This window comes from Pleomorphovibrio marinus, assembly GCF_003347495.1.
Taxonomy (GTDB): domain Bacteria; phylum Bacteroidota; class Bacteroidia; order Cytophagales; family Cyclobacteriaceae; genus Pleomorphovibrio; species Pleomorphovibrio marinus.
This window is the reverse complement of sequence record NZ_QCXY01000003.1, coordinates 134,315-158,467: the sequence shown is the minus strand read 5'-3', so window position 1 is coordinate 158,467 and position 24,153 is coordinate 134,315. Positions and strand designations below refer to the sequence as shown.

At 44.0% G+C, this 24,153-nt stretch carries 17 protein-coding genes; 14 read left to right on the top strand and 3 right to left on the bottom strand.

The window, feature by feature from the left end; genetic code table 11:
• Positions 1–196 precede the first annotated feature (196 nt).
• Positions 197–2,362 carry a penicillin acylase family protein gene (locus tag DB520_RS09840; RefSeq protein ID WP_114749552.1) on the top strand — a complete coding sequence of 722 codons (2,166 nt, stop codon included), beginning with the start codon at positions 197–199 and terminating at the stop codon, positions 2,360–2,362.
• Positions 2,363–2,520: 158 nt separating this feature from the next.
• On the opposite strand, the gene DB520_RS27460 is transcribed toward DB520_RS09840, so the two are convergent.
• A complete protein-coding gene (locus DB520_RS27460) occupies positions 2,521–2,649 on the bottom strand; it encodes a hypothetical protein (protein ID WP_262511316.1) in 129 nt (42 codons plus the stop codon).
• Here DB520_RS27460 and DB520_RS09835 point away from each other — a divergent pair.
• The 13 genes from DB520_RS09835 to DB520_RS09775 all read left to right on the top strand — a co-directional run bounded on the left by DB520_RS09835 (position 2,587) and on the right by DB520_RS09775 (position 18,162).
• Positions 2,587–4,323, top strand: coding sequence for a ComEC/Rec2 family competence protein (locus DB520_RS09835; RefSeq protein ID WP_232834928.1), 1,737 nt, complete (start codon positions 2,587–2,589; stop codon positions 4,321–4,323). The two genes, DB520_RS27460 and DB520_RS09835, sit on opposite strands and share 63 nt — an antisense overlap.
• Before the next feature lie 469 nt (positions 4,324–4,792).
• The gene (locus DB520_RS09830) at positions 4,793–5,572 is read left to right on the top strand and encodes an enoyl-CoA hydratase/isomerase family protein (protein WP_114749550.1); all 780 of its coding nucleotides are present in this window, start codon (positions 4,793–4,795) and stop codon (positions 5,570–5,572) included.
• A 1-nt stretch (position 5,573) separates the two neighbouring features.
• A complete protein-coding gene (locus DB520_RS09825) occupies positions 5,574–7,502 on the top strand; it encodes a RecQ family ATP-dependent DNA helicase (RefSeq protein WP_114749549.1) in 1,929 nt (642 codons plus the stop codon).
• Positions 7,489–8,070, top strand: a complete 582-nt coding sequence (locus DB520_RS09820) for a hypothetical protein (protein WP_114749548.1) — start codon at positions 7,489–7,491, stop codon at positions 8,068–8,070. The genes DB520_RS09825 and DB520_RS09820 overlap by 14 nt, the downstream gene beginning before the upstream one ends.
• Before the next feature lie 10 nt (positions 8,071–8,080).
• Positions 8,081–8,632 (top strand): NUDIX hydrolase, encoded by a 552-nt coding sequence (locus DB520_RS09815; RefSeq protein ID WP_114749547.1) that lies wholly within the window; start codon positions 8,081–8,083, stop codon positions 8,630–8,632.
• An 85-nt stretch (positions 8,633–8,717) separates the two neighbouring features.
• Positions 8,718–9,437 carry a tetratricopeptide repeat protein gene (locus DB520_RS09810; RefSeq protein ID WP_114749546.1) on the top strand — a complete coding sequence of 240 codons (720 nt, stop codon included), beginning with the start codon at positions 8,718–8,720 and terminating at the stop codon, positions 9,435–9,437.
• Positions 9,418–10,404 carry an L-threonylcarbamoyladenylate synthase gene (locus tag DB520_RS09805; protein WP_114749545.1) on the top strand — a complete coding sequence of 329 codons (987 nt, stop codon included), beginning with the start codon at positions 9,418–9,420 and terminating at the stop codon, positions 10,402–10,404. The genes DB520_RS09810 and DB520_RS09805 overlap by 20 nt, the downstream gene beginning before the upstream one ends.
• 37 nt (positions 10,405–10,441) lie before the next feature.
• Positions 10,442–11,641 carry a phosphoglycerate kinase gene (locus DB520_RS09800; protein ID WP_114749544.1) on the top strand — a complete coding sequence of 400 codons (1,200 nt, stop codon included), beginning with the start codon at positions 10,442–10,444 and terminating at the stop codon, positions 11,639–11,641.
• A gap of 168 nt (positions 11,642–11,809) precedes the next feature.
• Positions 11,810–12,718: a gliding motility-associated ABC transporter ATP-binding subunit GldA gene (gene gldA / locus DB520_RS09795; protein WP_114749543.1), complete on the top strand. Its 909-nt coding sequence runs from the start codon at positions 11,810–11,812 to the stop codon at positions 12,716–12,718.
• Positions 12,719–12,725: 7 nt separating this feature from the next.
• Positions 12,726–13,445 carry a gliding motility-associated ABC transporter permease subunit GldF gene (gene gldF / locus DB520_RS09790; RefSeq protein WP_114749542.1) on the top strand — a complete coding sequence of 240 codons (720 nt, stop codon included), beginning with the start codon at positions 12,726–12,728 and terminating at the stop codon, positions 13,443–13,445.
• Entirely contained in the window at positions 13,442–15,136 is a 1,695-nt protein-coding gene (gene gldG, locus DB520_RS09785; protein WP_114749541.1) for a gliding motility-associated ABC transporter substrate-binding protein GldG, read from the top strand. Before gldF ends, gldG begins: the two co-directional genes overlap by 4 nt.
• 209 nt (positions 15,137–15,345) lie before the next feature.
• Entirely contained in the window at positions 15,346–16,470 is a 1,125-nt protein-coding gene (gene dnaN / locus DB520_RS09780; RefSeq protein ID WP_114749540.1) for a DNA polymerase III subunit beta, read from the top strand.
• Between the two features lie 831 nt (positions 16,471–17,301).
• Complete coding sequence (locus DB520_RS09775; RefSeq protein ID WP_114749539.1) at positions 17,302–18,162, top strand: helix-turn-helix domain-containing protein; 861 nt, start codon at positions 17,302–17,304, stop codon at positions 18,160–18,162.
• Between the two features lie 10 nt (positions 18,163–18,172).
• Here the strand turns inward: DB520_RS09775 and DB520_RS09770 are convergent, their stop codons facing one another.
• A complete protein-coding gene (locus tag DB520_RS09770; RefSeq protein ID WP_114749538.1) occupies positions 18,173–23,152 on the bottom strand; it encodes a T9SS type A sorting domain-containing protein in 4,980 nt (1,659 codons plus the stop codon).
• 2 nt (positions 23,153–23,154) lie between these two features.
• On the bottom strand, positions 23,155–24,147 hold the full coding sequence (locus DB520_RS09765) for a hypothetical protein (RefSeq protein ID WP_114749537.1): 993 nt from the start codon (positions 24,145–24,147) through the stop codon (positions 23,155–23,157).
• Positions 24,148–24,153 lie beyond the last annotated feature (6 nt).

Below are 24,153 nucleotides of genomic sequence, written 5' to 3'. Positions count from 1 at the left end.
TTTACATTTCATTTCTCGCAAAACTCCAAAAAAAATGCCAAAAAACCTTTAAATTTTTTCTTCTCTCTGGCTACTTCTTTCTTGGAGGGCTTAAAAATTATTTTTTAACCCTTATATTCGTCCTTTTAGTTCCTGTGGCCAAAATCTTCCATGATTTTGGCTGATTGGAAAAGATAACCATCAACCACTAACTAAAATGAAAAAACATTACTTACTTGTCCTTTTTGTTTGCCTACTTGTATTTCCACTTCTTTCCCAGACAGAGGAAGAAAGGTGGAGTAGGCATGTAGATAATACCGAAATCATAAGAGATCAATGGGGGGTTCCCCATGTCTATGGAAAAACGGATGCAGATGCCATATTCGGCATGCTCTATGCCCAATGTGAAGATGATTTTAACCGTGTGGAAGTAAATTACATCACTTCCTTGGGTAGGATGGCTGAGGTAGAAGGGGAGGACAAACTTTTTACGGATCTCCGAATGCGGTTTTACATCGATGAGGATGTTTTAAAATCAGAGTACGATAGCAGTCCAGAATGGCTTAAAAGGTTAATGGATGCATTTGCCGATGGAATCAATTACTATTTGCACACCCACCCAGAGGTGACTCCCAAATTACTGGAGAAATTTGAACCTTGGATGGCCCTATCTTTTACAGAGGGGAGTATAGGTGGAGATATTGAAACCATTTCCCCAGCAGGACTGGAGCAGTTTTATGATGATCCTTTTCAGAGTTACACCCCTTCCCCCAGGTTTTTGTTGGATGAAAACCCAAGTGGCTCTAACGGGTTTGCCATTGCGCCTTCACTTACGGAAAATGGAAATGCCCTTTTGTTGATAAATCCACACACCTCCTTTTATTTTCGTCCTGAAATTCACACGGTTAGTGAGGAGGGGCTTAATGCCTATGGGGCGGTTACTTGGGGTCAGTTTTTCATCTACCAGGGTTTTAATCCCTATAATGGGTGGATGCATACTTCTACTAGGGCTGATGCCATTGACCATTTTTCCCTGGAGGTTAGACCAGCCGAACAAGGATATGAATACAGACATGGAGATCAATGGAAGCCCTTCGAAGAAAAGGAGATTACCCTTTCTTACAGAATTGGGGTTGAAATGAATACCAAGACTTTTACGGCCTATTACAGCCATCATGGCCCGGTGATCCGGTCAGAAAACGATCGTTGGGTGGCAATAGGCCTTATGGAGGATAGGGAAAATGCCCTTACACAATCCTACCTGAGGACCAAAACCACCAACCATGAGGAGTTTAGGGAGCTCATGCACCTTAAGACCAATTCCTCTAATAATACTGTGTATGCGGATAAGGATGGAACTATCGCCTATTACCATGGTAATTTTATTCCCAGAAGAAATCCCACATTTGACTGGTCTGGAACCGTGGATGGGAGCGATCCTGCCACCGATTGGGATGGCCTTCATGAAGTAGATGAACTAGTTCAATTGATAAACCCCTCAAATGGTTGGATACAGAATTGCAACTCCACCCCATTTACCGCTGCTGGTGACCAAAGCCCAAACCCGGAGGATTACCCCAGCTATATGGCTCCGGATTCCGAAAATGCCAGAGGGTTAAATGCCGTCAGGGTACTTGAAGGAAAAGAGGGATTCAACCTGGAAAAACTCGTTGAAACGGCCTATGACCCTTATCTTATTGGCTTTGAAAAGCTCCTTCCAAGCTTGTTCATGGCATATGAAAACTCCGATGAGGCTAGTAAAGCAGGTTTGGAAGATCCCATTTCCGAACTCAAAGGCTGGGATTTGAAATTCGGTTTGGCTCCAGTAGGAATGACTTTGGCCCATTATTGGGGAGAAGCCCTACGAACTTTGGCCAGGGGTATACCCATGCCCAAGGGAGTGTATCTGTTCGACTTTTTGGCAGAAAATACCAGTGACCACATGAAGCTTGAGGCCTTGAGATTGGCAGTGGAAAGACTGGAAAATGATTTTGGAACTTGGAGGATGGCCTGGGGAGAGGTAAATCGGTTCCAACGCTTGACAGGTGACATCATTCAGCCCTTTGATGACGAAAAAGCCAGTATACCAGTTCCGTTTGCACCCGGGCTATGGGGAGCACTGGCCTCCTATGTAGGAAGAAGCCCGATACCCACAAAAAAAATATATGGAACGTTAGGCAACAGTTTTGTTGCAGTCGTGGAGTTTGGCGAAAAAGTGAAAGCGAAAAGTATATTGGCAGGAGGACAAAGTGGGGATCCAGATTCCCCTCATTTTATCGACCAGGCTGCTCCTTATGCCAAAGGAGAATTTAAAGCGGTTAATTTTTATAGAGAGGAGGTAGAAAACAATGCCTCCGTCACTTACAAGCCTGGAGAAAAATAGATTGCTATTGACTTGAATTGCCTAAGCCTATCTCTTTAGAGAAGAGATAGTTTGCTTTGTTTTTTGCCTTAAAAGTCCTAATTTGTAAAGGGATTTTTATGTGAGTCACTATGCCTTTTAATGATTATCCATTTATCCGGTATACCCTTTTTTTTGCATTAGGTGTGTTGATCTATCCCTACTCCGGTTTTTGGGTTGGGAGTATCTGGCTTGGTGCCACTTTCATTTCTTTTGCTTTTTATGGAGTAGTTCTTTTCTTCAATTACCCGGCTAAAAGGCATTTTCATAGACTATTGTTACCTTCCCTGGCTTTTCTGGTGCTATGTTTGGCAGGTATCAGTTTCTCTTTTCTAAGGGATGCAAGAAATTCCCCCAATCACCTCATTCACTTTTCCCAGTTGGAGGCTTATATGGGAATCATCCAAAACTTTGATGAGCCTAAGGCCAAAACAACTGCAAACAGGCTGGAAATTAAAATGGTGCGATCCGGAGGGGAATGGGTAGAGGCTGTAGGAATAGTATTGATTTACCACAACGGCGAGCAGCCATTGAACCCGGGTGATTTGGTTTTGATAAAAGGGGTGCCTTCCCAGATTTCCCCGCCGGTAAACCCACATGAATTCGATTATCGGATGTTTATGGAAAAGCAACAGGTTTACCATAGGCATTTTCTCAGGGATGGGCTGGAATTATTGGGAAGGGACAGCGAAGAAAACATACTTCGGAATATTATGTTCCTCCGGAGAAATTTAATAGAGCATGTGCGTTCCTATATACCTGACCCTTTATCCCAACAAATAGCACAGGCCTTGTTGCTGGGGCAAAAGGAAGGGATGGACATGGAGTTAAGAGAAGCTTACAGTACTGCTGGTGCCATGCATATATTGGCAGTATCGGGATTACATGTTGGCATCATCTATGGGTTTTTTCTGCTTTTCTTTAAACCCCATAAGCTTTCTCTTAGCAAAAGGGTGCCTTACCTGCTGTTGATTATATCGGGTATTTGGTTTTATGCCTTGCTTACCGGGATGTCCCCTTCGGTACTAAGGTCTGCTACCATGTTCACTTTTATTTCCCTGGCACAAATGAGATCCAGAAGTCCTTCCATTTTTAATCCACTGGCACTTTCGGCTTTGGTTCTTTTGCTCTATGACCCTTTTCTGATTTATGCCGTTGGGTTTCAGCTTTCTTATGCTGCCCTCAGCGGTATTTTAATTTTTCAACCTTTTATACTGAACCTTTGGAACCCAAAGGGTAGGGTGATGGATTACATTTGGCAGATTACCTCCGTAAGTATTGCAGCCCAATTAGCCACATTTCCCATTTCATCCTATTATTTTCATGTTTTCCCCACCTATTTTATGCTTGCCAATCTGGTTGCAATTCCAGGTGCTTTTTTGATAATGTCCCTGGGTTTACCCTTCTTGGTTAGCTTCTTGTTTCCACTAATCTCCGATTTATTTGGACAACTACTTAGTGGGTTGATTCAAGGTGTAAATGCCCTTATATTTTCCGTCAATAAATTGCCTGGTGCGAGAATTTCACACATCCATATGGAATGGCCAGAAATGATTTTATTCTGGGGTTTGTTGGTTTGCCTGCTCCTCGCCTTTCAGGAAAAACGGAAAAATGCCCTAAAAATGGCTGCAGTTTTTTCCATTTTTCTTGTCCTTTGGCAATGGTACCTATTTTTTGCCAGGGAAACCGGAGTAAAAACTACAATTTATTCCCTAAATGCAGGTGCGGCAGTGGACTATTTCTTCAAAGGACAGATTTATAGCTATTTAGAAGAAGTTACGGAGGAGGAATTTAATTACAAAATCCTACCCCATCGTATCCGTTATGGCAAAACACAACATAATTCCCTGAAGGGAATTCGGGGTATGAATAATTCCCTTCTTATCCTTTTGCCATCTGGGGAAACTTTGATTTTGGAGGAGAGAGACTACTTCGCACTTTAGCCGGGATTCGGGCTAGGGGTTTGTTCTCTATTTTTCTTGTTCCTATATATAAGTCTCCAAAATTTGCTTTTGGACATTTTCGGACTTACTTTAATCAAAAATGCACTAAGAAATCGAGCCTGCCTACCGGACCAGGCAGGCATGACGAGAACAACACACAGAGTTATAAAATTGGCATTTACAGAAAGGAAATAAAATTTGGTTTATCGCTGCCCTGCCCTGAGGTTTTTTAGGGGGCCGCAACGAATCCGCGAAGCTTGCAGCGTAAAATAAATTGTCATTCGTAGTATAAAAATTAGTATTTAATCCATAAATTATTAAGATTTAAGTAATATGTAAATGGTTGGGATGCTCCCCCCGGTAGCTATAGGGGTATTCCTGCAAGATTCCCCCAAATCGAGTCCCCTGAAACAAGTTCGGAGCAGGCAGGGGCAGGCTATATGGCCTATAAAAAGCAAATTATAATCATATGAAAACTTCTCCAATCGTCACGGAAATCGACAATAGGGTGGGGCATTTGGTGCTGAATCGTCCTGATAAAAGGAATGCGCTAAATCCGGAAATGATAGAAAGGATGAAGCATGCCCTAAAAGGTTTTGTCGATAATGAAAACGTGAGGGTAATCCTTATTCGCTCAGAAGGAAAAGTTTTTTGTTCTGGAGCTGATTTAATGCATTTGCAGAAATTAAAGGATTATTCCTACGAGGAGAACCTGGAAGACAGTTTGGCACTAAAGGCGCTTTTTGACACCATCCACCGGTCTTCTAAGGTAATAGTGGCTGCGGTGCAAGGGCATGCCTTGGCCGGGGGATGCGGATTGGTAAACGTGTGTGATTTTGCCTTTTCAGTTCCTGAAGCAAAATTTGGCTTCACAGAAGTAAGCATTGGTTTTGTACCCGCAATTGTTGCCCCATATGTAAATGAAAAAATCGGGCATGGAAAAGCCAGGCAACTATTGCTAAGCGGGAGGATTATTGAGGCTAAAGAGGCCCTGGAAATAGGGATGTTATCAGGTATAGTTCAAGCAAACAGCCTGCAAGAACATGCCCAGTCCTTTTGTGTGCAACTGGCTAAAACCAATTCTCCTCAGGCCCTGGCACAGACAAAAGAATTATTGGCAGATTTGGTGGGCTTAGGCTTGTACGAATCCTTGGAAAAGGCAGCTCAGGTAAATGCAAGGGCGCGAAATACGGTTGATTGTCAGCAGGGGATTGCAGCTTTTCTGAAAAAAGAAAAAAAAGAATGGTAGCGTGAAAAGTAAGGCATTAGAGGTATTAAGAAAAGTTTTTGGCTATCAGGATTTCAGGCCTATGCAGGAAGAAATCGTTTTGAGTGTGTCTTCAGGCAAGGATACCCTGGCGCTGTTGCCTACTGGAGGTGGAAAATCGCTCTGTTTTCAAGTACCTGGTTTGATGCAGGAAGGCCTTTGTCTAGTGGTGAGCCCCCTGATAGCCCTAATGAAAGATCAGGTGGATAATTTGAGGAAGAAAGGCATCAATGCCGTGGCAGTGTATTCAGGCATGAGGAAGAGGGAAATCGATACCCTTTTGGACAATTGTGTGTATGGAGATGTGAAATTCCTGTATGTTTCCCCTGAGCGCCTCCAAACGGAAATTTTTTTGGCCCGCTTCAAGAAGATGAAGCTAAGCCTCATAGCTGTGGATGAGGCACATTGTATTTCCCAGTGGGGGTATGATTTTAGGCCTCCCTACCTGGAAATTGCCAAGCTCCGGGAGACACATGCCAAGGTTCCCTTTATCGCACTTACTGCCTCTGCCACCTTGGAGGTGAGGAAGGATATCATGGAGAAGCTGGAGATGAGAGAGCCTAGGGTTTTTGTGCAGTCTTTTGCAAGGCCCAACTTATCTTTTGTAGTAAGAAAATCAGAAAACAAGTTGGAAAAAGCGGTCGAAATTCTCCAAAAGGTTCCTGGGGCTGCGATTATTTATGCCAGAAACAGGAGAGGTACAAAGGAGATTTCAGACCACTTGCAAAGGCTGGGCATTTCATCCACCTTTTACCATGCAGGTTTGGAAGGAAAAGTCAGAACCACCCGCCAATCCGAATGGATACAAGGAAAGCAAAGGGTGATGGTGGCGACGAATGCCTTCGGTATGGGGATAGACAAACCGGATGTGAGGGTAGTCCTGCATTTGGATCTACCAGAAAACCTAGAGAACTACTATCAAGAAGCCGGCAGAGCGGGAAGGGATGGAAAGAAATCGTTTGCGGTATTGATTTATCAGGAAATGGACAGGGAGAAATTGCTGGAAAAAGCGGAAAAATCCTACCCACCCATAGAACTGATTAAGCGGGTTTACCAATGCCTCGCCAATTTTTATCGCTTGGCTGTTGGGAGTAACCAGATGAGCAGTTTTGATTTTGATATACATCATTTTACCAGAACCTATCAATTGGATCCTCTTTTAAGTTACAATGCACTTAAAGTGCTGGAGGAGGAAACCATGGTGCTGCTTAGTGAAAGCGTGCATAACCCATCCACCCTACATGTTTTGGTGGATTCCACTAGGCTTTATGAGACCCAAATACGGTTTGAGCGCTTGGATCCTTTGATCAAGCTTTTGTTACGTATGCACGGGGGGGAGTTGTTTGCCTCCTATGTCATTATAGCTGAGTCCAAGCTAGCTACTGCCTTACGGATTACTGAGTTGGAGGTGGAGAAAATGCTCATGCAATTGGATGAGTTGGGGGTTATGGCCTATCATCCGAGAAAAAATAAGCCCCAAGTCACTTTTTTGACTCCTAGGATGGATGCTGGCAAGTTGCCCTTGGACACCAAGCGAATAGCCTCTCGTCGGGATCTGGCAGTGAAAAAGGCCAGATCCATGGTTGCCTATGCAGTAAATGATAAACTTTGCCGAACCCTGCAAGTGCTTGAATACTTTGGTGAGGAAAGTGAGCAGCCCTGTGGGATTTGCGATGTATGTCTCAATAATAGAAATTCTGGCGGGGAATTTGAGAGAAGAAAGATCATTAGGCAAAGGTTTCTGAAAACTTTAGATGGGGGTGAAGCGTTCTCTTTATTGAAATTATTCGAAGCGTCGGGGCTCAAAAAGGATGAGGTTACTGTAGAGGAGCTTCGTTGTATGGAAGACGAAGGCTTGATTGAGACTGGAAAAGATGGATGGATAAAAAGAAAACTGAATGAGCTTTATTGAGGATATATTTGACAAGCTTTTCCCAGGAAAGACACCAAAGCTCTCTTTTAAAGAGAATTTTGCCCAAACTGCCGATGAGGAGCAAGAGGTTACCATTTGGATTAACTCAGAGCAAGGGAAGCAAGCATTGGAAAAAGTTTACAAGAATTTCCACTTGAAAAAAGCTGGGATTAAGGACAGCCCTGAAGTTCATATTCTCAATACCCCTTATGCGAATGGGTTTGCAATTACCTACGAAAAACCCTTTGATGAGAAAATATTTTCTCGACTTTTCTTTGCTTTTGGCCAGCGATTGTTAGATTTGGGATATAGAAGGGTGAGTTTAGACAGAAAAATGCAGGAAATCAATGACACGGTTCAGGTCACCGAAAAACTTTACTATAAGCCCCCTATTTCATCAAGTGATTTAAACCAAAAAATTGATCAAATTTTTGGAAATGTAAGTGTAGAAAAAGTCTCAGTGGACAATAAACCCAGTTTTCTAAAGGTTCTGGTCACAATATACTCGGATCATTTATATCGGGATGCCAAGCCCTTTGACCAATTTGTAGAAGGTTTGTTAACATAATAGAAAAGCCATGGATAGACATCATTTAAAGTTGCAGTTAGAAAACTATCGGACTCCATTTGAGGAGGAGAAGGCTTTTGTGAATGATTTTATAGCATTGACAGGAGAACCACTGGCTTACAGCAGGCTTAGGACCTCCGGTCATTTTACTGGTTCCGCCTGGATCGTTAATAAAAGGCGCACCCATACCTTGTTAACCCTACATAGAAAATTGAACAAGTGGCTGCAATTGGGAGGGCATGCTGATGATAACGAAAACCTCCTGGATGTTGCGGTGAAAGAAGCAAGGGAGGAAAGTGGCCTGTCTTCCCTGCGGTTGGTGGACAAGTTTATTTTTGACATTGACAGGCACGTGATACCTTCCAGAGTTAACGAACCACGGCATTTTCATTATGACGTGAGGTTCTTGCTTGAGGCTGAAATCGATGAACCTCTATCTATCAGTTCCGAAAGTAAAGATTTGGCTTGGATAAACTATGACGTTGTAGAAGAACTGGTCATGGGCAACCCTTCCATTATGCGAATGCTTGAGAAAACGAGCAAATCAGAAATATTCATGTAAGCTTAATTTTCGGGTTTTTGGGGATTAATAATCTTTACTTCGAAATTAACTTCGAAATTCCTAACTTTGCGGAAATTTCGATTCTATGAACGCATTTTCGGGTATTTTACTACCCATTATCCTCACATCTTTCCTTGTATCCTGTTCCCCATCCACAGAAGAGCTTGTGGAAGAGGGCTTTAAGTCTTTGGGAGCGGGAGAATTTGACAAAGCTGCAGAGTATTTTCAACGTGCTGTGGAAATTTCGCCCCAAGAAGCACAAGCCTATAATGGTCTGGGTGTTGCCTATTTTGAAAAACAGAACTTTTCTGAGGCCATTGATGCTTTTGATGAGGCTATTGCCTTGGATAGCAGCAATTATAAACCTTTTTTCAACAGAGGAAATGCCAAATTGGAATTGCAGCGGTACAAGGAGGCAGTGGCAGACTATAATTTGGCAAGTGCCTTGGACGCAGGTGTTGTGGATATCTATTACAATAGAGGATTGGCACTTCTGGGTATGGAGCAATATGAGGATGCCTTGTTTGATTTTGAAATGGCAACAGAGGGTAACCCCCAAAGTTCCCAGGTTCATTTTAATAAAGCGAAGGCCCACTTGGGCAACAACGACCCTATCAATGCCATATCCTCCTTGAACGAGGTCATTTCCTTGGACAAGAGGAATGGCCCTGCATTTTATCTTCTTGGTGTCACCGAAATGAGTGCACTGGGTAAAAAAGAGGAAGGATGTGCCAACCTCAAAATGGCATTAAGTTTGGGTTATACCGCAGCAAAAGACTGGATAGATGACTTTTGTCAAGAATAAGATACACACCGAAATAGGCACAGATCTAAATTTGGCTGCTGATTATCTCAAGAAGGGTGAACTAGTGGCCATTCCCACCGAAACTGTATATGGTTTGGCAGGAAATGCATTGGACACCAATGCTGTACTGAAAATCTACCAAACTAAAAAACGACCAAGTTTTGATCCTTTAATTGTACATGTGGGTGGTCTGGAGCAGGTATACCCTTATGTAAAAGAATTTCCAGAGGAACTAAAGGAATTGGCCGAAGCATTTTGGCCTGGCCCTTTGACCTTGCTTTTGCCAAAGCAATCCATTATTCCCGACTTGGTCACCAGTGGATTGGATACTGTAGGTATCCGGGTGCCCCATCACCCTCTCACCAGGGAACTCCTAATGAATTTGGATTTTCCGTTAGCTGCTCCCTCTGCTAACCCTTTTGGTTATATCAGTCCGACCAAGGCAACTCATGTAGTGGATCAATTGAATGGAGAAATACCCTATGTTTTGGATGGAGGAGACTGCCAAGTGGGTCTTGAAAGCACAATTGTGGGTATAGAACAAGGTCAGGTAATAGTGTATCGGCTAGGTGGAGTGCCAGTGAAGAGAATAGAAGATAGGGTAGGGCCCCTACTCATTTTGCCCCAATCCAGCAGTAATCCGAAAGCCCCGGGCATGTTAAAGAGTCACTATGCACCTCAAACCCCGATTGTTTTAGGGAATTTGGAAGAAATGATAGTGAAATACTCCGCAAATGGAATTCCATTTGGAGTTCTCTCCTTTAGTAAGGACTATGGGAGATTTCAACCCAAACAGCAAGTAGTGTTGAGTAAGGTGGGGGATTTTGAAGAGGCAGCGAGGAATTTGTTTTCAGGCATGAGGATGTTGGATAATACAGGCCTGGCAGTGATTTTGGCAGAGGAATTGCCGGAAGAAAACTTGGGTAAAGCCATAAATGACCGCCTTAGAAGGGCGGCAGCAAAATAATTTGTTTATTTTTGAGTAACCAATCAAATTTCAACCAATGAATAGACGCATAAAAACGGTAGATAATCTAGATTTTAAGGGTAAAAGGGCACTTATAAGAGTGGATTTTAATGTGCCATTGGATGACCACTGCAATGTAACCGACAATACACGTATTACTGCCGCTGCACCCACAATTAAGAAAATTTTGGAAGATGGGGGAGCGGTTATCCTTATGTCCCATTTGGGTAGACCTAAGGAAGGCCCAGAGGAAAAATTCAGTTTGAAGCACGTAAAAACGGAATTGGGGAAGGCCCTTGATGCCAAGATTAAGTTTGTAGATGACTGTATTGGGCTGGAGGTAAGCCAACTTGCAAAGAGTTTAAACCCCGGAGAAGTACTTTTACTGGAGAATCTCAGGTTTCACAAAGAAGAAACGAAAGGGGACAGGGAGTTTGCAAAGAAATTGTCCCAACTGGGGGATGTCTATGTGAATGATGCCTTTGGTACAGCACATAGGGCCCATGCTTCCACGGCTGTAATTGCTGAGTTTTTCAATGATAAGGCAGCCGGTTATCTTATGGAGGCCGAACTCAAGAATGCGGATAAGGTTATGAGCAGCGCCACTAAACCATTTACAGCGATTATGGGCGGAGCCAAAATATCTGACAAAATATTAATCATCGAACGTCTACTGGACAAGGTGGATACCTTAATCATAGGAGGGGGAATGTCCTATACATTCGCTAAGGCCCAAGGTGGGAATATAGGGGATTCTCTACTAGAAGCAGACAAATTGGACCTGGCACTGGAACTTATTGAAAAAGCAAAAGCAAAAGGGGTAAATTTGGTTTTCCCTCAGGATTCTGTTACCAGTAAGGCCTTTGCCAACGATGCTGAGCAGAGTACTGCCAAGAAAGGTGAAATTCCTGACGGCTGGATGGGGTTGGACATTGGACCTGATTCCCGGGTTTCCTTCGCAAAAGAAATTGAATCCTCAAAAACCATACTTTGGAACGGCCCCATGGGTGTTTTTGAAATGAGCAGTTTTGAACATGGTACCAAAGCGGTTGCTGAAGCCATCGTATCGGCCACTCAAAAAGGGGCTTTCTCCATGATTGGAGGCGGGGATTCTGCGGCTGCGATTAATAAATTTGGGTATGGCGATAAAGTGTCCTTTGTATCAACAGGGGGTGGAGCCTTATTGGAGCTTATGGAAGGCAAGGAGCTTCCAGGAGTCAAGGCCTTGGAGCCCTGATGCCTTTATTGGGTCTTTTAAGAAGTCCTTGGTGGGGAACACTAAGGACTTCTCTTTTTACTCCCAAATTTTTTTTGAAGGCAGAAAAGAAAATTTGGATATTTATCGTTAAATATTTGGGTAAAGCTCATTGAAATACAGGGCTCAAGCCCTGTTCTTTTCTAATTCATGTCTATAGAGGTCAATCAACTTACTAAACTTTACGGCTATCAGAAAGCCCTGAACAAGGTGGATTTTCAGGCTAAACCAGGGCAAATTCTGGGTTTTCTGGGACCGAATGGAGCTGGCAAGTCCACCACCATGAAAATTGCCACTGGGTATATCCTTCCCGATGAGGGAGACGTTTTAATCAAGGGGGTGTCGGTAATAAAACATCCCAAAGTGGTGAGCCGAATGATCGGATACCTTCCTGAGCATAACCCCTTATATCTTGAGATGTACATTCCGGAGTTTTTGACGTTGATAGGGGGCTTGTATCAGCTTTCAGGCAAAGTATTGAGAAAGCAAATACCGAAGGTGATGGAACAATGCGGTCTGATGCCGGAAAGGACGAAGAAGATCGGTCAACTTTCCAAAGGGTATAGGCAGCGTGTGGGATTGGCCAAAACCTTGGTTCATGATCCTGAGATAATAATTTTGGATGAACCTACTACTGGTCTGGACCCCAATCAGTTGGTGGAAATAAGGAGCTTGATCAAGCAAATCAGCAGTGAGAAAACCCTGGTCTTAAGTACCCATATAATGCAGGAGGTGGAGGCAATCTGCGAAAAAGTAGTAATCATCCATAAAGGAAAGATAGTGGCGCAGGATCTCCTTGGGAATTTAAAGAGCAATAGGGGCCAATTTGCCTTGGTTCTCCAAACCGAGGAACCTCTAAACAAAGAGTGGTTTGGACACCTCAATGTGGCAGGCCTCAAACAATCTTCACCTAACAGGATTACCCTGGTAACCTCCCAACCAAAAGAATTACGTAAGCAACTCCTTCATGTCATAAATACCAAGGAATTGAGTTTGGTGGAACTGAAACAGGAGGCGCAGGATCTCGAAACCATCTTTCATCAGTTAACCCAAAATTGACCCTTCTATGTTTAGCTTGTATGTTAAGGAATTAAATGGCTTTTTCAGTAACCTCACGGGTTATATTATATTAGTGGTTTTTTTGGTGGCTTTGGGTTTGATCGTTTGGGTGTTTCCAGGAACAAGTGTCTTGGAATATGGGTATGCAGAATTGGACACACTTTTCTCCCATACCCCTCTGGTCTTTGTTTTTCTGGTCCCTGCCATCACCATGCGTATGATCGCTGAGGAGAAAAAGACGGGAACATGGGAATTACTGATGACCTCACCCTTAACGGCTTTTCAAATTGTAGGTAGTAAATACATGGCTGCATTGACCCTCATTCTCTTTGCCTTGCTTCCCACGTTGGTGTACTATTACTCTGTTGTTCAGCTTGGAGACCCTACGGGAAATATTGACAGTGCTGGTTTTTTCGGGTCTTATATTGGATTAGTCATGGTCGGCGCAGCCTTTGCCGCAATAGGGCTGTTTACAAGTTCCTTTACTGATAACCAGATTGTGGCATTTGTGCTAGGCGTTTTCTTTGGTTTTTTCCTCTATACGGGCCTATCCGCTCTGGCCGGATTACAGACCGGGACTTTAGCCATGTGGATGGAGGAGCTTAGCATAAGTTATCACTATGATAGCATGGGTAGGGGAGTGGTGGAATCCAAAAACGTGTATTATTTTATTGCTTTGATCAGCACTGTACTTGCTTTGACTTGGGGGGTCATTTCCAAAAAATGAATGCTAACATTAAAATATTTACCAAGTCACTTTTAGGCATTGTTTCGATCTGGATTTTTGCCTTTTTGGCCAACGAGTTCACTATTTTCAGATGGGACCTCACCGAAGAAGGAAGGTACAGTGTAAGTGAGGCGACAATGGAGGTATTAGCTGATCTTGAAGAACCTCTAGAAGTGGAAATATTGCTTACCGGGACATTGCCAGGAGGAATGAGAAGATTTCAGAAGTCCATCGAAGAAACAGTGAAGACCTTAAATGCCTACAGCCCTTACCCTATTAGGTTTTTTTACCAAGATCCATTGACCTTGCCAGAAGATATTCGGGAGGAATATATCTTCACCTTGGCGGATTATGGGATAATTCCTACCAACTTACATGCATCTGAAGCTGGAGGAAAGACCACCAGGATGATTTTTCCCGGTGTGGTAGTTAGGAATGAGGAATATGAAGTGGGAACGCTCCTGCTAAAGGGAGAGAAAGGGATGTCCTCCGATGAAATCTTAAATAATTCTATCGAAAATTTGGAATTCGAGATCAGCACTGCTATCAAAAGGTTAATCAGCAGGCATCAGCATGCCGTAGGTTTAATCATTGGTCATGGCGAAATGGAGGAAGACGAAGGTTTTGGGGTAGTAGAAGCACTGCATGAGGACTTTGAAATCTACAAAATCCCAATGGAACAGGCCGAAAAGGTGGAGGATCTCCTGGAATTTGAAGCACTAATTATTGCAGGGCCTAGGGAGCTTTTCAATGAGCGGGAAAAGTTTTTATTGGACCAATACCTGATGTATGGGGGCAACCTCTTAGTATTTTTGGATCCCTTGGCCGTGGACCTTAAGGAGGCAGGAGGGGAGGGGACAGTAGCTATGCCTTACGATACAGGATTGGATGACCTACTTTTCCGGTATGGGATTCGCGTCAATAAGGACCTGGTTCAAGACTTGAATTATGGCTACCACCCTGTAGTAGCAGGGGATTTTGGAGACCAACCGCAGATTGTACCCCTTCCTTGGCCATTTTATGTTCTTGCGGGAAGGATGGCTACACACCCCATCACCAAAGGTTTGGACCAGTTGCAATTTAGGTTTGTGAGTACCTTGGACACGGTGAAGGCAGATGGAATTAGAAAGACCCCTCTGGTGTTTTCTAGTGATTACAGCAAGGTGTTGAACGCACCCCTGCGTGTGGCTTTTGAAGATATGACGGTCCAACCAGATGTGGAGACTTTTGGAAGTCAAAGATTGCCCTTGATTTATCTTTTGGAGGGGGAATTCACCTCTTATTTTAAAAACAGGTTCATTCCTGAGGGTTTTGCCAAGGACTTTTTCAGAGAAGAAGGAACCATGGGGAGGCTTTTAGTGGCAGGGGATGGAAGTCTTGTTAAAAGCATGGTAGACCCAAGTAGTGGAGAACCCATGCCCTTGGGGGAAGAACCTTTTGGAGAAAACATGTCAGCAAACAGAGATTTTTTGCAGAATGCCATTCACTATATGCTTAACCCGGAAGGCTTGATTTCCACCCGGGTCAAACAATATCAAATCAGGCCTTTGAACCGAGTGAAAATCCAAAACCAAAAAGGGTTTTGGCAAGTAATAAATGTGGCCATGCCCATTGGGATCATCCTATCGATTGGCCTAGCCAACTACCTGCGCAGGAGAAGAAAATACGAAAAAGGATACAGCCCTAATTAGGCCCTAAGGTTTTTCCAATGAATTCACAAATTTTTTAGAGAATCACCGTTTCCATAGGTGCATTTCTGAATTTATTTCTAAATTTACCCTGTTAACGACCAATCTTAACAAGAATGCCATTTTGATTTGCTGGTTCATCCTAATCATCGGCTTGATAGTCTATGGCTTAGGGGTAGGCACAGAAGGCAAAAACCAATAACTGACGTCAAATGAAATTTATTGTTTCTTCTTCTTCACTTCTCAAACACCTTTCTTCGATAAATGGGGTGGTAACGACAAACCCCGTCGTTCCGATTTTGGAAAATTTTCTTTTTGAGATTAAGGATAGTAAGCTAACTGTTACTGCTTCCGACCTACAGACTTCCATGATCACCGAAATAGAGGTGGAAGCCAAAGAAGACGGTAATATCGCAGTGCCGGCCAAAATTTTGATCGAAACCCTGAAGAACCTTCCGGAGCAACCTGTTACCTTTAGTATAGACAAGGAAACCTATAGCGTAGAAATAAGCTCTGACAATGGGCGATACAAGCTGGCTGGTGAAAATGCCACGGACTTCCCAAAGATCCCCACTGTTACCAATGCCACCACAGTAGACATGTCAACGGCTGTACTCAGCCAAGCTATCAACAACACCATCTTTGCCACTAGCAACGATGAGCTTAGGCCTGCCATGACCGGAGTTTATATCAATCTAAGTGACACGAATACCACCTTTGTGGCAACTGACGGGCATAGGTTGATTCGATACAGAAGGGTGGACATAGCTTCCCCCGAAACTGCCAGCATCATAGTACCGAGAAAAGCCCTTAACCTCCTTAAGGCCACTTTGCCTACTGAAAATGTACCGGTATCTGTGGAATTCAACAATAGCAATGCCTACTTTAAGTTCAACAATATTAAGATGATCTGTAGGCTTATCGATGAGCGTTTCCCGGACTACGAAAATGTAATCCCCTTGGACAACAACAACGATATGACCATTGATCGGCTGGAATTTCTAAGTTCCCTGAGAAGGATTGCGATTTATGCCAATAAAACCACCCACCAAGTAAGGTTAAAACTCACTGGAAGTGAATTGCAGATATCCGCAGAGGATCTTGATTTCTCTAATGAGGCCAATGAGAGGCTTTCCTGCGAGCACGAAGGAGAGGATATAGAAATAGGCTTCAATGCCAAGTTTTTGGTGGAAATGCTTAACAACATTACTGCACCACAGGTGACCATGAAATTCAGTGCCCCCAACAGGGCCGGTCTTATCCAGCCCTCAAACCTCGAGGAAAATGAGGATATTTTGATGCTGGTAATGCCAGTGATGCTCAGTAATTATGTGTAAAGGGAATAGGCCATAAGAGAGGGTTTTTTAAGGTTTAATTTGGGTATCGCGGGATGCCATGAATTATACTCGGAACGGTTGGGTTAAACAGTGCTAGGTGCTTCATGCATCTTCTAGTAAAGGTAGTTTCATTAGGTTCTTCTATGTGGCTTTCGTAGGTGTTTCGGATTCTATTCAAATTGGAAGTGCCCACAAAAATCAGTAGTCATGGCAGGCCACCTTTTTGGTATAAACCCCTAACCTCATTTATTTACCGGAATGAAATCGAGCCTGTCCTGACGGCAGTCAGGGCATGAAGAGCACGTCACACACTGGGATTACTATAGATTGCGAGATTCCCCCGAAGCGAGTTCGGGGCAGGCTATCTGACCACTGAAAAACAAATTATAAACAGATGAAAGCACCTGTGTTTTTATTACTAATAATTTCTTTCATCTTTATCGGTAGGTCATTCGCCCAAGAGTGGAAAGAGAAAAATCCTGTTATCGATACTTTTTTCTATCCCTGAGTCCCTGATGGATTTAATTACCTCCTTCTGGGAATAGGGTACAGGTCGAACGGTACCTTTAAATCCCTACATAAGGTTTAGTAAATAGCAGCCACCTGGATGTTGAAAATGTCCAGACAGGGATGTTCAATGTGGTTGGGGCCAGGATTCATAATAGTATAATTTGACAAGTTGGTAAGGTGTTGGTGCATGAGCTGGCAAAATATACTTAAGAGGATCAGAAAACCTGAAAATGCGAAAGTATAGAGGAATTGTGAAATTGGGAGAAATTTGTAATTTTAGTCTCGAATTATAATGTGTTTTACCCAATTTTAGCCTTGTTTATGCCGTTTTCCGATACCTACAAGCAATTTGATGAGGGCCGAAAAGAGCTTAGGCCCTACGGTACCACTTGCGAACTTTGGCTTCCAAAAATCATGAGAAGGGCTGATCGGCACAACGAAATAGAACTGAATTTTTTACCTGAAGGGACCATGACCTATTTGGTAAACGGAAGAAAGGTTCAAATTCCTAACCAGAGGTTGGCGGTATTTTGGGCGCTGACACCTCACCAAATCATCCATTTTGAGAAGGAGGCGCCTTATTACGTTTGCACCATTCCCTTCGTACAGTTTTTGGATTGGGGTTTGCCCGGGAGGTTTGTGGATATTTTGCTCAAAGGGGAGATTGTCGTTTCGGAAAGGATAGCGGAGGGCACCTTGGATCAACTTCTTTTTGAACACTGGATAAGGGATTTCCGGGAAGGGAATAGGGAAGCTGTAGAGGTTTCCATGCAGGAAATTAGGGGAAGAATAGGGAGATTGGCATTGTCTGCCAAACAAATACCCAGAAAGGAGGAACAACCTCGCCTGCCCCAAGGTGCCAACCTGGTGGAGAAAATGGTGTTATACATAGCGGATAACTATACTGATCCTATTAAAACTGCAGACATAGGAAAGGCAGTGGGTTTACACCCCGATTATGCCAATTCTTTGTTCAAAAAAACCTTTGGCATCACACTCAGTGATTATTTGGTCGAGCAACGCCTGTTTCATGCCCAGCGAAGGCTTTCGCTTAGCGGGGACACAGTAACCAATATAGCGTTTGAGTCGGGGTTTAATTCTATTAGTCGATTTAATGCAGCTTTTTCCAAGCACTGTGGCTGCAGCCCCAGGGAATATCGAAAGAAGTATAGTATTCTTTGAAATCGATAAACTATTTTATTACCCAGATTTTTTTGGTGTCTTGGAAATGTTGGCTGTTCATGTTGCAAAAATAAAGACCTGCGGCACTAGGAGGCAACTGTATTTCCATCAGGTACACACCAGGATCCAAAGGCTGGTTGAGAAGCAAAGAGGAGGTTTGCCCTGTTGCGGAGACGATGTTCAGCATAATCTGCGTGGTCTTTGCGATATGGATTTCCATCTGGAAAGATCCTTTACTTGGGTTGGGATAAGGGGTTCCTAGGTAAAACCTATCCGGAATATTGCTACTTACCTTTTGGAGGCCGGTTACGGGATCAACCGTAAAGGAAAGGGGTATTGACCATTCACTATCTCCAGTAACATTATAGGCCAGCACTCTCCAATAATAAATAGCATCATCAGCAGCAGCATACCCATGAAAAAGGGTATCAATGACGTATTCATCTAAGGTTATGGATTGGAAAAGGCTATCACGTGCTACCTGTATCCTGTATCCATCAGCTTCATAAGTGGAAGGCCAGTAGAACTTGTCCGCCTTTACCACAGGCCCTGTGGGAAATTGGGGCTCCGGGGTGGGAGGCAGTGGTGGGACAAAGGTCCAGGCTTCTAGGGTATCGGATTTTTGCTCTATATTTCCGGTGTGGTCCTTAGCAATACTGTAAAAAGCATAATTGCTGTTTTCCTCACCCTCGTATAGATAAGTAGTGTCTGCATGAGCAGTTAGCCATTTTTCGTAGTCTCCACCATTTTTGGCTACAAAAATATCGTAATTGGCAATGCCACTTCCAATATCTTCCCCACCCCAGGAAACATCAAAAGTAGGAGGCAACCTATTTGGTAGAGTATTTACCTGGGATACAGGTGGATATAAGTCCAAGGTGTTGGTATAAGGGCCATAGGGTGGGGCAGGGCCCCAAGGGCCTACTCCGTCAAAATTCACATGCGCCTGGTTTTGAAAGACGGTGTTATGGTCAAGGCTATCCAGTGGTTTTACCGTGAAATTCACCCAGCCTATATGATAACCCGTAGAATCAATGGGAGGTAAATATCCCGCCATGGGATCATCCGGCAGCTCCATGGTATTAGGGTCAAGGGAGCGGTGAACCCAGTAGATTTCCCGGGTATCGTGATCCACTGTTCCCCTTACCTGTACCAAAAGATTCTTGTCCGGTCGCATGTCCACCGTAACATCAAAATATTGCCCCCCATCTAAGGGTAATGTCCATTTTAGAAATCCTATTTCCGTAAAATTTACCGAATGGATGTCAAAGTTGGTGTCCAAAGTGTCCCGGATAAACACCTCTGCTGCAGGTGCGGTGGCATCTTCCTTGTTCCAATAGTCGATCTTATAAGCGAAAAGATCACCATCGGCAATAAACCGTTGTTTTTCGCCTAAGGATAAACCAGGCTCCTGATCGAAACCTACCGGGCCGAATTTGTCCTCGGGGGTCACCGAGGAGATGCTGGCGAGTGACATTTGGCGATCCCTGTAGTCCTGATTGCAGCCATCGTATAAGGAAACTCCAACGTCAAGGACTTCATTTACTGTTCCAACAAATGCAGCTACTTTATCTCCAAATTGTTGATATTTTCTCAGGGGCTCTATGGCCTGGGCAATTCTCCTTTGGGTGGTAGTTCTTCCCAGGGTTGCCAAATGGAAGGCTCTTGATTTTCTGCTTGCAAGGTTTCTGGCAAAAAAGCGGATACCACCCGCTGGATTTATCGGGGTATTTGCGAATGCATTAAGGCATGTCATTGAATTGCTAAAGAGATTGTAATACAGATCCCATTGGAAAACCACACTTTTTGTTGTGTTCCAAATTCCTCGTTGTTTATTGTTCTGGATGGGATCCCAAATATTTCCTTTTAGGGTGTTGGCTGTAGACCCTAGGCAATCCCCCCAATCAGAAAGGAGCGAGGTAAGTATGCCTGGACTAAAGCTTGCTTCATTGTTATTGAGGTATGCTCTTAAACTCCTGGCAGCTATACTTCCCCCGGCCTTTCCAAGGGCCGCAGAGCAGTCCTGTGAGATCGGTGAGCCAAGTTGCCTATTGACGGCACTGGAAAGGGCGGCATAGGTAGCTTGATAAGCGTCTGTTACCATATCCTTTCTTCTTGCGCTCATCATGCTCAAGTTAATTTCAACCAAGGCCTCTAATAAAGAATCAATAGTTGCCATTTCCTGCATATAGGTTTTGAAGCTTTCACTTGCAAAAAAATCCCATTTTTTTTCAAATTCCATATCCAGGGTAACTTCCAAGTCAAAGTCTACCATGGAAGGTAAATAGATGCTAAATGGAATATCGACATGGTCACTGGAAGGTAAATTATTGATCAATAATGGAATAAATTTGGTTTCATCCACAGTTTCGGTATTGATCAAGGAATCGTAATTTGTGATTTCGGAAAGGGAGTGAATTTCCCCATCTAGTCTGATGGTAGCAATGGATGGGATGCCACCAATATTGATGGAGATGAAATTTTTATCCACGGTTCCCATGTTTTTCACTCGCAGCACATATTTTTGGAATCTCCCAATCCTAAGCTGCTCACGACCAATTATTTCTACCGATAAGTTCTGATCGGAAGCCCCAATTACCTCAATGGGAACATGGTGAAAAATAGATGGGTTTCCCACAATACCCACTTGATATTCCCCCGGGGGCAAATCCCTAAAATCATGGGTGAATTCCAGCAAGCCGCCATTAACCCAGCGGCTGTTAAGGCCTATCATGGAAGAGTCGGATAAGCTCATCAAGGCCAAAGAATCCGCCTCCGTAAAACCCAAACCCTGTATCTGAAAAGAACTTTGCCCCTGCCCTGTTTCATAGTTAGAAAGTTGTAGAATCTCTTGGTTGCCTTCTGGGTGGGAAAGGGATGCCACAGTTCCTGCATAGATAAGGTAATCCCTTCTTTGATCCTCATCTGGGGTATGCCGTAGCACTGCCGAATCCATATACCGTAGGAAGTACCGTCCCGGGGCAGGGTTGGGGATATGACCCGATAGGGCATATCCACTCCCCATTCGCGAGAACCTCCATTGAGAGCTGGGTTTTTCCATTTGCTGGTAAAATACCTCAAGGGTGCTCCACATCCCATACCCCTCAGTTTGGAAAAATAGGGTGTCAATATCTGGCTTAAGGTCTATGAATTTCCAATCATTTCCATATGGCCGAAGAATTTCCCCTTTTTCCCAGCGATTAAGAGGAAGCCACTCAGGGGAATCGCTTACCATAAGCTGGCCGGTGACGGGCAAGCGACTGTGGTTTTGGACCTCTAAGTGGTATATTCCAGGCTGAACCCTCGAAAGCTCCATGTCATAATCAGTTGACCCCCGACGGATACCCAGGGTTTCCTCTCCCTGCCTTAACTTAAGTTCGCCAGACCAAGTGCCACTGTACCCGAAACGGTCTGCCTTTTTGAGGAAAACTTGGATTTTTTCCAACTCGGGAACCAGGACCTTCGCCAAGAAAGTTTCCCCAGGGGGGATTTCAAAACTTACCCATTCCCCAAAAGGGAAATTCCCGCCCTCAAAAATTTGAATGTCTTGTGCATAGGTAAAACTCTTTTCTGCCTGCACCTGAAGGTGGTAGTTGCCGGGTCCTACTTGTGTGAAATCGAATTTTACCTGATAGAATAGGGAATCCACTTGAATTGTTTCTAAGGGTAGCAGTTCCTCCCCACTCTCATTTTTTAAGAAGATTTGCTCCAGGTTTTCTATCCCCAGCATCTCCACCCTGAATATCGCTTCGGATTGTTGGATACTGGCTGTATTTGGGTGAACACTTAGGATGCCGGGAAGGACGATGGAGGTTTGTAAAGTATCCTTTCCGCAAAGGTTTCCGGCAATTAACAGAACCTCATAACCTCCAGGAGCCGGAGTGGAGATTTCAATTTCATCACCGTAAAATGCTTCACTCCCAAAAATCCATTGGAGGCTATCGGCGGAAGTGGATATGCTTTTGAGCTGTATCCTGTTTTCTAGCAATTGGTATTCAAAATCTGCTTTTGGCGGATCCCCGCTACAGATGCTGATTTCTCTTTGTTCCACCATACTGCGTACCCCGTTTTCATTGACCGCATATAGGTAAAATTGGTAAGTTCTATTGATCTCTGGCAAAAAAGACAAATCAGCCTGAAAATCCAATTCCACAAAGGGTGCTGGGTCTACTTCAAAAATTTTTGACCCAGAGTGGTAGTCTTCTGCTTCCAGATGATATTCGAAGTGAGTGATAGGGGAAAGTTCTAAAGTCCCTTCCTGCAGGTAAAAAGCCCTTCTTTGGGTCAAAGACCAATTTCCTTGCTCATCCTTTGCCCTGAGGTAAAAAATGTAAAATCCCGGGGATAGGGAATTTTCCTGTAGACTTGCGGTGACATCCAATACCAGAGTAGAAGAAGTGGTGATTGGAATAACGGATCCATTGCCAAACCCGGGGTCCTCATCTATAAAATACTCCAAAACCCTCAAATTTTTTATTCCTGATTCCAGAGGCTGGAGGTAGAAAACCCGGGAGTTACTCATGGACCAGCTACCTTCACTATCCAAGGCACGGATAAACAACTGATGAAAGCCCGGGGTTAACCCGTTTAGGGGTACATGAAGGTCAATTGTGACCAAGTCATCTTCGCTTATTGGGATTTTGCTGCCTTTGCCAAATCCCGGATCTTCATTGAAGTAATACTCTAAAGAGAGCAGCTCCCTGGATAGGGCAGGTTTGGGTGCCACAAAAAATGCCCTAGATTGGGTCATGGACCAACTCCCCTCCTCATTCTGGATTCGGATAAAAAACTGGTGCATACCTGGTTCAAGGCCCTGAAGGGCTATGGATTCATCCAGGTTTACTGAGGCTTCTGGATGAATGTTGATGGGGGTTCCCTCGCCAAAACCAGGTTCCTTGTCAAAAAAATACTCCACCCTCCCTATCTGCTGCGCTGCAGAAAGGTGGTAAAGGAATAGGGCTGTAAAAAGTAGAAAACCCCGCAGGTTCATGGTTAATTGGACTTGGCTTTCACCTGGACCCTTACACCGGTTTGCAGATTACCTGAGTCCCCCACACGCAGGTCAAAAATCAAAGGTATAGGGGGTAAGCCGGAAAGCCTGTAGCTTCCTTCACCGCCAAAGGCCCCCGCATCCGTCCCTTCGGTTCCTGCTCCCTTGGCAGGGGAATTACTTGCCAACTGCCACTGTCCGTCGGTACTGCCATCGTCCAGGAACAGTCCGTTCAGGTTTACGGACTTGTTCCCATTCTCTGTGCCAAACTGCCCATTGGAGGCCAGATTGTTGCTTTTGTTACCTGAGGTGATTTCCACATTGGCGTTGTTGTTGGCCAATATATTATTCCTAAACGAGGAGGCGTTGATGGTGAGTGAGTTTCCGGTAAACACATTGTTTTCGCAAATGGAAAAAAACCCTCCATAAGTGTTGAAGGAGGCGTTGATGAAGAGGTTGTTTCTGACTATGATGTCCCCATATAAGGTATTGGAAGTCATCCCTCTTACACCTCCCAATGAATAACACTCTATAACCCTTGCTCCCGTGATGTTGTCCAGACTTACCCCTCCTCTCAGATAACATCTTTGCACGGTGATGTTATTGGTTCTGATGGTAACTCCACTGTTTGAAGTGATATCAAAGGTCACCCCCATAATGATGGATCCCTCCGATCCACTCTGAAACGTAACATTGCCAATCCTGGCAGGAATGGCCCTGGCCTGGGTTTCAGGGTTCTCCGTAAGGAAGTAGCCGGGCCCTAATATCACCAGTCTTTTGGAACAGTTGAAGTTGCTGTAGGAATTTGGCGAACCCTCCAAATGCACGGTATCCCCTGGCAGCACATCCGGATCCGAATTCAAGGGGCCAAGCTGTTCAAAGATACCTTGGCTCTTGTCAGCCTCCAATTGGTTGTTTACTCTCCAAATTTTGGCCATAATTGGCTGGGACAAGCAAAGCATGCCTGCTAATCCCCAGATAAATGATTTTAGCATGTCGAA